Below are 10,902 nucleotides of genomic sequence, written 5' to 3' on the forward strand. Positions count from 1 at the left end.
CCCCGCGCCATCCTCATCGCGGGCCCCGGCACCGCCGCCACCTGCGTGGCCGACCTGCTGGGCACCCTCGCGGGAGCGGGCTGCCCCGTGATCCGCCTCGCCCCCACCGGCGTGGCCGCCGCGGCAGGCGCCCTGCGCTGGGCGCTCCCCGGCTGGACGGGCCCCCTTGACCTGCTGCTCATCGCCACACCGGACGGCACGGAACCGGGCCTCGAACTCCTCGCGGAGCAGGCCTACCGCCGCGGCTGCACCGTCGTGGCCGTCGCCCCCGCCCGTTCCCCGCTGGCCGAGGGCGTCGAGGGCTCGCACGGCCTGACCGTCGCGATGGCCACCTCCCCGTACGGGGAGTACGAAGCCCCGCACGACGGAGAGCGCGCATCCGAGGCGTACGAGGCGCGCCGCCTGGACGACGAGGCCGCCGCCTCCGCCCCCGCCACCCTCTGGGCCCTGCTCACCCCCCTGCTCATCCTCCTGGACCGCACCGGCCTGATCACCGCACCCGCCGAGACCCTGGAGAAGATCGCCGACCGCCTCGACCACGTCGCGGAACGCTGCGGCCCAGTCATCGCGACGTACAGCAACCCCGCCAAGACACTCGCCGCCGAACTCGCGGAGTCCCTCCCGGTGATCTGGACCGAGGGTCGGCTCGCGGGCCCCGCGGGCCGCCGTTTCGCCGCCACGCTCGCCGAACTCGCCGGACACCCCGCTGTCGCGGGCGAGCTGCCCGAGGCCCTGCCCGCGCACGGCGCCCTGCTCGCGGGCAACCTCGCCCCGAGCGGCGACGGCGACGACTTCTTCCGCGACCGCGTCGACGAGCCCCAGCAGCTGCGCGCCCGCGTCGTCCTGCTCCGCGACCGCCCCCTGGACGCCGGAGGCCTCAGCGCCGCGCCCGCGGCCCGCGAGCTCGCCCACGGCCATGACATCGCGATCAGCGAGCTTGAGCCGGAGGACGGCGACGACCTGGAGACCCTCGCGGAGCTGATCGCCGTCACGGATTTCGCCGCCGTTTACCTGGCGCTCGCCCCGAGGGACCGATCATGACCACAGCCCGGTCATGACCTAAGACCTCGCACCGCACCGCACCGCACCGCACCGCGGCGCATCGCATCGCGCACACGTACGTACGTATACGTAAGGGAGAACCCCTCCGTGGACCGCCTCACCAACGCCATCCGCCCCTACGCCTGGGGTTCCACCACCGCCATCGCGGAGCTCATCGGCGTCGAGCCGACCGGTGAACCGCAGGCCGAGATGTGGATGGGCGCCCACCCCGGCGCCCCCTCGCGCACCGAGCGCGGCCCGCTCGACGAGGTGATCGACGAGGACCCGGGGCACGAGCTCGGCAGGGCGACCGTCGCCAAGTTCGGCCCGCGCCTGCCCTTCCTCCTGAAGCTCCTCGCCGCGGGCGCCCCGCTCTCCCTCCAGGTCCACCCCGACCTGGAGCAGGCGAGGGAGGGTTACGAGGACGAGGAGAACCGCGAAGTCCCGGTCGACGCCCCGAACCGCAACTACAAGGACGCCAACCACAAGCCCGAACTGATCTGCGCGCTCACGGAGTTCGACGGCCTCTGCGGCTTCCGCGACCCCGTCGAAGCCGCGAATCTGCTTGCCGGTCTCGGCGTCGACTCCTTGAAGCCGTACGTCGATCTGCTGCACGCCAAGCCCCAAGAGGCCGCGCTGCGCGAGGTCCTGACGGCCGTCCTGACAGCGGACCCCGAGGAGATGGCCACGACCGTCGCCGAGGTCATCGAGGCCGCCGAGCGGCTGGGCGGCGCTTACGCCCCGTACGCGGGCATCGCGCACCACTACCCCGGGGACCCCGGCGTCATCGCGGCGATGCTCCTCAACCACGTCCGCCTGCAGCCCGGCGAGGCCCTGTTCCTCGGCGCCGGAGTCCCGCACGCCTACCTCGACGGCCTCGGCGTCGAGATCATGGCGAACTCGGACAACGTGCTGCGCTGCGGCCTGACCCCCAAGCACGTCGACGTGCCCGAACTCCTGCGCATCGTCCGCTTCGAGGCGACCGACCCCGGCGTCCTGCGCCCTGAGGCCTCGCCCGACGGCGAAGAGGTCTACGACACCCCGATCGACGAGTTCCGCCTCTCCCGCTTCGTCCTGCCCGATGGCGCGGCACCGCACGACCTCACCGCCGCCACCCCGCAGATCCTGCTCTGCGTCGCGGGATCGGTCCGCGTGGGCGACGCGGGGGGACTCACGCCCGGACAGTCCGTGTTCGTCCCCGCGGACGAAAAGGCCGAAGTGTCCGGAGTCGGCACGGTCTTCCGTGCCACTGTGGTGGCCTGACTCACCACCAGCGCCTCGTGCTGCAACAATGACCCACCGCAAAGGGCGGGCAAAGCAGCGCCCGGTCGGCAGCACTGCCGGCGGTGGGTCATGAACGTACGCAGGCGAAGGGACAACGGGCACACATGAGCGCGTCAGGCGGAACAAAGGCGATTGTCGCGGCACTCGCCGCGAACCTCGCGATCGCGGTGGCGAAGTTCGTCGCGTTCATCTTCAGTGGCTCGTCGTCGATGCTCGCCGAGAGCGTGCACTCGCTCGCGGACTCGGGCAACCAGGGGCTGCTGCTCCTCGGCGGCAAGAAGGCGCAGCGCGAGGCGACCCCGCAACACCCCTTCGGGTACGGGCGCGAGCGCTACATCTACGCCTTCCTGGTCTCCATCGTGCTCTTCTCGGTCGGCGGCATGTTCGCGATCTACGAGGGCTACGAGAAGATCAAGCACCCGCACGAGATCGAGGCCTGGTACTGGCCGGTCGGCGTCCTGGTCTTCGCGATCATCGCCGAGACCTTCTCCTTCCGCACGGCAATCAATGAGTCGAACCTGACGCGCGGCAAGCTCACGTGGACGCAGTTCGTCCGCCGCGCGAAGGCCCCCGAGCTGCCGGTCGTACTCCTGGAGGACCTGGGCGCGCTCGTCGGCCTGATCCTGGCCCTCGTCGGCGTGAGCCTCGCGCTCGCGACGGGCGACGGCGTCTGGGACGGCATCGGCACGCTCTGCATCGGCATCCTGCTCATCCTGATCGCGATCATCCTCGCCGCGGAGACCAAGTCCCTGCTCCTGGGCGAGGCCGCGGGCACGGACGAGGTCGAGGAGATCGAGAAGGCCCTGGTCGACGGCGACACGGTCACCCGCGTCATCCACATGCGCACGCTGCACCTCGGCCCCGAGGAGCTCCTCGTCGCCGCCAAGATCGCCGTGCGCCACGACGACACGGCCGCCGAGGTGGCCACCGCCATAAACGCCGCCGAGGGGCGCATCCGCGCGGCGGTCCCGATCGCCCGCGTGATCTACCTCGAGCCGGACATCTACGACGAGACGGCGGCTGCCGAGGGCACGAACCCGTCGAAGTCGCCGGGCGGCGAGCACTGACCTCCTCCGTATGTACGCAGCTGGGGCCCCGCACCGTGCAGGTGCGGGGCCCCAGCTGCGTACGCGACGCGACTTCAGGTCACTGAACCTCGCGCAGCACCTCGAGGATCGCCGCCTCGTCGGGCGCCGCCTCGAGCCGCTCCCGGAAGCCGGTGTCCATCAGCTTGCGCGAGAGCAGCGCGAGAATCCGCAGGTGCTCGTCGCCCGCGGCCGCCTCCGGCACGGAGATCATGAAGATGAGCTTGGCCTTCGTACCGTCGAGCGCACCCCACTCGATGCCCTCGGCCGACCGCGCGAACCCGACGACCGGTGAGGTCACCGCATCGGTCTTGGCGTGCGGGATCGCGATCTCCTCGCCGAGACCCGTGGTGCCCTGGGCCTCGCGGCGCAGAGCGGTCCGCACGAGTTCCTCGACGTCGTTCACCTTGCCGGTGGCGGCCAGGAGGGTCGCCATCTCGCGGATCGCGGAGTCCTTGTCGGCGGAGTCCAGCTGGACCTTCACGGTCTGCTCGGTGAGATAGCCGGAGAGGACCTCGTCCGAGGCCTCGTCCTCGGCCTCGGCCTTGGGAGAGGCCGCCGCGGGTGCAGGTGCGGCTGCCGCAGGAGCAGGTGCGGCAGGCGCCTTCTGCGGGGCCGCGGAAGCCCCGGAGCCGACGGCTCCGGCGCCCACGCCCACGCCCGCGAGCACGGGCTCGGGACCGCCCGGCACGTCGACGACCGGCGCCCCGCGCCGCTTGCGCTCGCTGAGGTCGACCAGGGCGACCGTGGTGAGGGCGGTGACGACACTGCCGATCGCGATGGCGACGAAGAACATCGGTACGCCACCGACGGCACCCAGGACCGCCACGATCGGACCGCCGTGCGGCACCGCATCCTCGACGCTCGCCATACCGGCGATGGCACCGGCGACCGCGCCGCCGAGCATGTTCGCGGGGATGACCTGCGCCGGACGTGCGGCGGCGAACGGAATCGCGCCCTCGGAGATCCCGAACAAGCCCATGAACAAGGCGGCCAGGCCGGTCTCCCGTTCCTGCTCGCTGTAGAGGCGCTTGCGGATCAGCGTCGCCAGCCCCTGCCCGAGCGGCATGACCGGGATCGCGGCGGCGCACATGCCCATGACGGTCTGGTTGCCGGTCGCGATGAGTCCCGCGCCGAACAGGAACGCCGTCTTGTTGACCGGGCCGCCCATGTCGAACGCGATCATGAGCCCGAGAATCGCGCCGAGCAGGATCGCGCTGGTCCCGGTCATGCCGCTGAGCCAGTCGGTCAGATGCTCGAAGACCCACGAGATCGGTTTGCCGATGACGTAGATGAAGAACAGACCGAGTGCCGTCGTCGCGACGATGGGGATCACGATGATCGGCATGATCGGCTGGGCGAACTTCGGGACCTTGACCTTCTTGATCCACAGCACCAGATAACCGGCGAGGAAGCCGGTCACGATGGCCCCGATGAACCCCGCGCCGGCCTTGGAGTCGTACAGCTCACCGGTGTTGGCGATGAAGCCGCCGATCATGCCCGGCACCAGCGCGGGCCGGTCCCCGATCGCGTACGCGATATAGCCGGAGAGGATCGGCACCATCAGCGTGAAGCCGATGACGCCGATGTCGTTGACGTGCTTCCAGAACGAGCCGTCGGGGATGACGAGCCCGCCCTGGGGGTCGGTGTGCCCGCCGAGCGACAGCGAGATGGCGATCAGCAGCCCGCCGACCACGACGAACGGAATCATGTACGAGACGCCGTTCATCAGCGCCTTGTACGCGACGCTGCGTTCGCGGCCGCCTCCACCACCACCGGTGATCGGGTCGACGGCACCGCCACCGCCGCCACCGTCCCCGTGCACCGGCGCGCTCCGCACCTGCTCGATCAGCCGCTCGGGGTGACTGATGCCCTCGGACACCCCGACGGACAGCACGCGCTTGCCCACGAAACGGCCGCGGTCGACGTCCTTGTCGGCAGCGATGATGATGCCGTCAGCGTCCCTGACATCGTTGTCAGTCAGTACGTTCTCGGCGCCGATGGAGCCCTGCGTCTCCACCTTCATGTCGATGCCGAGGCTCTCCGCCGCCTGCGAGAGCTTCTCCGCCGCCATGTACGTGTGGGCGATACCGGTCGGACAGGCGGTCACGGCGAGCAGCTTGAGCTTCTTCTGCTCGCCGTCGCTCCCGCCTATGGGGGGATCGGCCGGATGGTTCACGTGGATCTCCTAACGCCTTCGTCAAACAAGATCGCGCAAATGTTCCCGATCTCAAGGCATCCTGCAACACATAAGCGCCGGTTCAAAAGCGCAAAGGTCCCGAATGGGCAGGCCTCTGGGCCTGTCCGCGGCCCCGGCTGCGGTTGCCCCGCCCGGTCCGGCCCCGGGGAGGCGGGCTGGGGCTCGCTGGGCCAATCGGTGTAGCTTTGTGACCGAGCCAGACGTCGCTGCTGATGGCGGTCGGGCGGTGCCTGCACGGGCGCCGGCCGAGGGAGAGAGGGCCTCCGACGGACTGCGCTGCTGCGCGCCGGTGCACCTCTGTGCCGTCGTCGCAGGTCAGCCAGCCATGCCCACCCACCCTCGATCAACCCCACGAGGAGCAGCTCGCCAATGACGACTCTCACCAACGGCCAGGACTTCAAGGTCGCCGATCTCTCCCTGGCCGAGTTCGGCCGCAAGGAGATCACCCTCGCCGAGCACGAGATGCCCGGCCTGATGTCGATCCGCAAGGAGTTCGCGGCCACCCAGCCGCTGGCCGGCGCCCGCATCATGGGCTCGCTGCACATGACCGTGCAGACCGCCGTCCTCATCGAGACCCTGGTCGCCCTGGGCGCCGAGGTCCGCTGGGTCTCCTGCAACATCTTCTCGACCCAGGACCACGCGGCCGCGGCCATCGCCGTCGGCCCGAACGGCACCCCGGACAACCCCCAGGGCATCCCGGTCTTCGCCTGGAAGGGCGAGACCCTCGAGGAGTACTGGTGGTGCACGGAGCAGGCGCTGACCTGGCCGAACACCCCCACCGGCGGCCCGAACATGATCCTGGACGACGGTGGCGACGCCACCATGCTCGTCCACCAGGGCGTCAAGTTCGAGAAGGACGGCAAGGTCCCGTCCGAGGACACCGCCGAGTCGGACGAGCACCGCGTCGTCCTGCAGGTCCTCAACCGCACCATCACCGACGGCTCGCAGAAGTGGACCCAGCTCGCCTCGGAGATCCGCGGCGTGACGGAGGAGACCACGACGGGCGTCCACCGCCTGTACGAGATGCACCGCGACGGCACCCTCCTCTTCCCGGCGATCAACGTGAACGACGCCGTGACGAAGTCGAAGTTCGACAACAAGTACGGCTGCCGCCACTCCCTGATCGACGGCATCAACCGCGCCACGGACGTCCTCATCGGCGGCAAGACCGCCCTCGTCTGCGGTTACGGCGATGTCGGCAAGGGCTGTGCCGAGTCCCTGCGCGGCCAGGGCGCGCGCGTGATCATCACCGAGGTCGACCCGATCTGCGCACTGCAGGCGGCGATGGACGGCTACCAGGTCGCGACGCTGGACGAGGTCGTCGACAAGGTCGACATCTTCGTCACGACGACCGGCAACAAGGACATCATCATGGCCTCGGACATGGCCAAGATGAAGCACCAGGCGATCGTCGGCAACATCGGCCACTTCGACAACGAGATCGACATGGCCGGCCTCGCCAAGATCCCCGGCATCGTCAAGGACGAGGTCAAGCCGCAGGTCCACACCTGGACATTCCCCGACGGCAAGGTCCTCATCGTCCTCTCCGAGGGCCGCCTGCTGAACCTGGGCAACGCGACGGGCCACCCGTCCTTCGTGATGTCCAACTCCTTCGCGGACCAGACCCTGGCCCAGATCGAGCTGTTCACCAAGCCGGAGGAGTACCCGACCGACGTCTACGTGCTCCCCAAGCACCTCGACGAGAAGGTCGCCCGCCTGCACCTGGACGCGCTCGGCGTGAAGCTCACGACGCTCCGCCCCGAGCAGGCCTCGTACATCGGCGTCGAGGTAGAGGGCCCGTACAAGCCGGACCACTACCGCTACTGACCGAGCCGGCCACCGGCCCACGCTCATCCGCAGGCCCTCGCCCACCAGGACGGGGGCCTGCGCCCGTGGGGGCACCCCAGACCGGCGCCGGTGACTGCCGCAGCCACCGGGAGAGGGCGTCCCCACCCGCGGCGGCACGCGAGCGCGCCCCCGACACACGGGACACGCCACGGAACACGGGACAGAAACCGTGAAACAGCCGCCCCCGCCAAGCCGCCCCCATGGCCGCCCGCCCCGAGTCCGTCCACCCGCCTGATGGGGCCCGCGCCGGTCCCACCCGGGTCGGCGTTCCCCGGCAGTTCGCCCCGCGGCTGTCCACCCGGGGCATGGGGCCTAGGACAAGAATCCGCCCTGGCCTGGAACCCACTCGCCCCGGCTAGAACCCGCCCCCGACAAGGACCGAGCCCCCATGCCCCGCGGCCACTATTCGCTTCACGATCCGCACGACCACACCCCCCTCGGTGAGGAACACTTCCACTGCGCCCCCGGCCCCTCCGGCTGGCGCTACGTCTCGCAGCGGACCGCCCCCTCAGGCGAGCCCACCGGCTCCGTCGACCTCGCCCTCGATGAACTCGGCCGCCCCATCCGCCTCGAACTTCACGCGAGGGACTGGCAGATCCGCGCCGCGGCGATCGATGGCGTCACCTGGGTACGCACCGACCCCACCGGCACCCACGCCACCGAAGACAACGCCCCCGCCCACGCCTTCACCGGCACTTCCCCCGCTTTCCTCGTCGCGACCACACGCCTCCTGCGCCTCACCCCCGCTTCCCCCGCGACCCGCGTCCGCCTAGTGGCCTTCACCGACCCGGTCCTCGCCCCCCGCACCCTCGACCAGTCCTGGGCCCTACTGAAAAGCGAAGCACACACCACTGACAACGGCCCGCTCATCGTGGACGAATACCAGGTCACAGCCCTGGACACCGGCGAACAGCACGCCATCCACATCTCCGGCGACGTCGTCCTCTCCGCCCCCGGCCTGGAGCTCGAGAACCTCGAATCCCCGCCCTCGACGTTCGCCTGACCCCAGCGCTACGCAGGCGGTACGAACCCGGTGCGTGGAGGCGTGGCCTCCGCGCTCTTCTGCCCGACCGCCGGGCCGGCCGGCTGGGCCGGGGGAGCCTGGGGAGCCGGAGAGGCCGGGCGAGGAGCAGGCCCCGGCGGCACGCCACCGCTCGGATACCCCACAGGCACAGGTGCCCCCGGTACCGCGTACTCCGATGGCCCCGCATACCCAGCACCGGCAGCCGACCCCCCGCTCCCACTCACGCCCCCGCTCCCGCCGAACGCCCGCCGAGCATCACGCGCCTGCCGCTCCTGCACGACCGCGGCCAGGTACGCGGCCGGCGGAACTCCCTGCGGAGCCGGCGCCCCCGTACGTTCCGAGAGATCCCCCGCAAGCCGCTCCGCCATCGCCCAGCCCACCTGCGGATCCAACTGCCCCATCCGCGTCAGGTATTGCCTGATGGCCAGCCACAACCCCTCGGGCACTCCGGACAGATCGAGCCCGGAGAACCGCCCCGCCAGCCAAGGCGGCGGCGGAGGAATGAAAGCCGTATGCGCGGCGGGCACCCGCTCCCGCACGACAAGCGTTCCCGCGAACACATCCCCCAGCCGCCGCCCCCGCGCCGACACCAGCGAAGCGATGCACGCGACGACCCCGAAGGTCAGCAGAATCTCGACGACCCCCACCGCGCCCCGCACCAGCGCGTGCCGAAAACGAATCGGCCCCCCGTCGTCCCGCACCACCCGCAGCCCGCACGCCAGCTTGCCCAGCGACCGCCCATGGCTGAGCGTCTCCACCGCGATCGGCCCACCGACCAGGATCAGTACGAAGCTGGCGACGGCGACCGCCGCGGCCGCCGCGTCGTCCAGCGAGGACGTAGAAGCCACGATCCCCACGGTCACCCCCAGGTAGACCGCCCAGGCCACGACCAAGTCGATCAGTACGGCGAGCCCACGGCTCGGCAGCTTCGCCGGGCGCATCTCGAGCGCCACCGCCTCGCCCGTCACAAGCTCACTCACGCCAGCCGCCCTTCCCTGCCCTGCCCTCGGAACGGCCAGTCTGCCAAGCTGAGGCAGCATCGCGCCGCAGTACGAGGAGCAGCCACCTGATGGACCTCGACGTCTTCGTGTCCGCCCACAGAGCGGAGTGGGACCGACTCGACGCCCTGCTGCGCCGCCAGCGCCGCCTCAACGGAGCCGAGACCGACGAACTCGTCGCCCTCTACCAACGCACGGCGACCCACCTCTCTCTGATCCAGTCCAGCGCCCCGGACCCGCAGCTCACCGGTCGTCTCACCCACCTCGTGGCACGCGCGCGTAGCGCGGTGACAGGCACCCGACGCGCTTCGTGGCGCGACGCCACGCACTTCCTGACCCACGGCTTCCCGGCAGCGGTCTACCGCTCCCGCCACTGGTGGGTCCCGACGGCCCTCCTCTCGACGGTCCTCGCGGCCGTCATCGGCTGGTGGATCGCCACGCACCCCGAGGTCCAGTCCTCCATCGCGGCCCCCAGCGAACTGCGGGAGCTCACCCGCCCCGGCGGCGAGTACGAGACGTACTACTCGAGCCACCCAGCGGCATCGTTCGCCGCCCAGGTCTGGACGAACAACGCCCAAGCAGCGGCCATGTGCCTGGTCCTGGGCGCCTTCCTCTGCTTCCCCGTCATCTGGATCCTCTTCCAGAACATGCTGAACCTGGGCGTTGGCATCGGCCTGATGTCGTCCGCCGGCCGCCTCGACACCTTCCTCGGCCTGGTCCTCCCACATGGCCTCCTGGAACTGACCGCGGTCTTCGTGGCCGCGGGCACGGGCCTGCGCCTCGGCTGGACCGTCATCGATCCCGGCCCGCGCTCACGCCGAACAGCCCTCGCCGAGGAGGGCCGAGCCGCCCTGGGCATGGCGGTCGGCCTGGCCCTGGTCCTGTTCATCTCGGGCGCCATCGAAGGCTTCGTCACCCCCTCGGGCCTGCCGACCTGGGCCCGCATCAGCATCGGAATCGCCGCTGAACTGGCCTTCCTTGCGTACGTCTATGTCCTGGGCGGCAGAGCGGCGCGAGCCGGCGCCACAGGCGACGTGGACCCGGCCGAACGCAGCGCCACGGTCCCCACTGCAGCGTGATGTGCGTACGGCCCCGCTGACCTGCTAGTGTCCTCGACGCCCCAGAAAAACCGTTGACACGGAACGACTGGGGAGGTAGATTCGAACAGTTGCCTAGAGCTGGACAAGTCCAGCGGCGGCAGTTAACGTCTGCCTGCTTCTTGAATCTCATAAGCCAAGAAGCCGCACCCGATAAATCGGAACTCCAGGCCGGTAAGACCGGCCGAAAACTTCTGATAAAGTCGGAACCGCCGGAAAGGGAAACGCGAAAGCCGAAAGGCAGGAGCGGGAACCGGAAAGGCGCCGAGGAAATCGGACACGAAAGAGTCTGATAGAGTCGGAAACGCAAGAACGAAACACAGAA

8 protein-coding genes are annotated in these 10,902 nt (G+C 70.1%); 6 read left to right on the forward strand and 2 right to left on the reverse strand.

Annotated elements, in window-relative coordinates:
- The 3 genes from ABD378_RS42765 to ABD378_RS42775 form a co-directional block, all read left to right on the forward strand.
- The coding region (locus tag ABD378_RS42765) for an SIS domain-containing protein (protein WP_344530709.1) at positions 1 to 1,041 on the forward strand (1,041 nt) is incomplete at its 5' end.
- 108 nt (positions 1,042 to 1,149) lie between these two features.
- Positions 1,150 to 2,304 (forward strand): mannose-6-phosphate isomerase, class I, encoded by a 1,155-nt coding sequence (gene manA, locus ABD378_RS42770; protein ID WP_344530711.1) that lies wholly within the window; start codon positions 1,150 to 1,152, stop codon positions 2,302 to 2,304.
- A 125-nt stretch (positions 2,305 to 2,429) separates the two neighbouring features.
- On the forward strand, positions 2,430 to 3,392 hold the full coding sequence (locus tag ABD378_RS42775) for a cation diffusion facilitator family transporter (protein ID WP_344530713.1): 963 nt from the start codon (positions 2,430 to 2,432) through the stop codon (positions 3,390 to 3,392).
- Between the two features lie 79 nt (positions 3,393 to 3,471).
- On the opposite strand, the gene ABD378_RS42780 is transcribed toward ABD378_RS42775, so the two are convergent.
- On the reverse strand, positions 3,472 to 5,589 hold the full coding sequence (locus ABD378_RS42780; RefSeq protein ID WP_344530715.1) for a fructose-specific PTS transporter subunit EIIC: 2,118 nt from the start codon (positions 5,587 to 5,589) through the stop codon (positions 3,472 to 3,474).
- Between the two features lie 390 nt (positions 5,590 to 5,979).
- Between ABD378_RS42780 and ahcY the strand changes: the two genes are divergently transcribed.
- Entirely contained in the window at positions 5,980 to 7,437 is a 1,458-nt protein-coding gene (gene ahcY, locus ABD378_RS42785; RefSeq protein ID WP_344530717.1) for an adenosylhomocysteinase, read from the forward strand.
- A gap of 409 nt (positions 7,438 to 7,846) precedes the next feature.
- Positions 7,847 to 8,461, forward strand: coding sequence for a hypothetical protein (locus ABD378_RS42790; protein WP_344530719.1), 615 nt, complete (start codon positions 7,847 to 7,849; stop codon positions 8,459 to 8,461).
- Positions 8,462 to 8,469: 8 nt separating this feature from the next.
- Here the strand turns inward: ABD378_RS42790 and ABD378_RS42795 are convergent, their stop codons facing one another.
- The gene (locus tag ABD378_RS42795) at positions 8,470 to 9,462 is read right to left on the reverse strand and encodes an RDD family protein (RefSeq protein WP_344530721.1); all 993 of its coding nucleotides are present in this window, start codon (positions 9,460 to 9,462) and stop codon (positions 8,470 to 8,472) included.
- A gap of 89 nt (positions 9,463 to 9,551) precedes the next feature.
- On the opposite strand from ABD378_RS42795, the gene ABD378_RS42800 reads away from it, so the two are divergent.
- A complete protein-coding gene (locus ABD378_RS42800) occupies positions 9,552 to 10,559 on the forward strand; it encodes a stage II sporulation protein M (protein ID WP_344530723.1) in 1,008 nt (335 codons plus the stop codon).
- Positions 10,560 to 10,902 lie beyond the last annotated feature (343 nt).

It is taken from the genome of Streptomyces rectiviolaceus (assembly GCF_039533825.1).
In the GTDB taxonomy this organism is placed as follows: Bacteria; Actinomycetota; Actinomycetes; order Streptomycetales; family Streptomycetaceae; genus Streptomyces; species Streptomyces rectiviolaceus.

Coding starts and splice junctions, on each gene's coding strand:
- ABD378_RS42775 (WP_344530713.1), top strand. CDS start 2,430: ATGAGCGCGTCAGGCGGAACAAAGGCGATTGTCGCGGCACTCGCCGCG.
- ABD378_RS42790 (WP_344530719.1), top strand. CDS start 7,847: ATGCCCCGCGGCCACTATTCGCTTCACGATCCGCACGACCACACCCCC.
- ahcY (WP_344530717.1), top strand. CDS start 5,980: ATGACGACTCTCACCAACGGCCAGGACTTCAAGGTCGCCGATCTCTCC.
- ABD378_RS42800 (WP_344530723.1), top strand. CDS start 9,552: ATGGACCTCGACGTCTTCGTGTCCGCCCACAGAGCGGAGTGGGACCGA.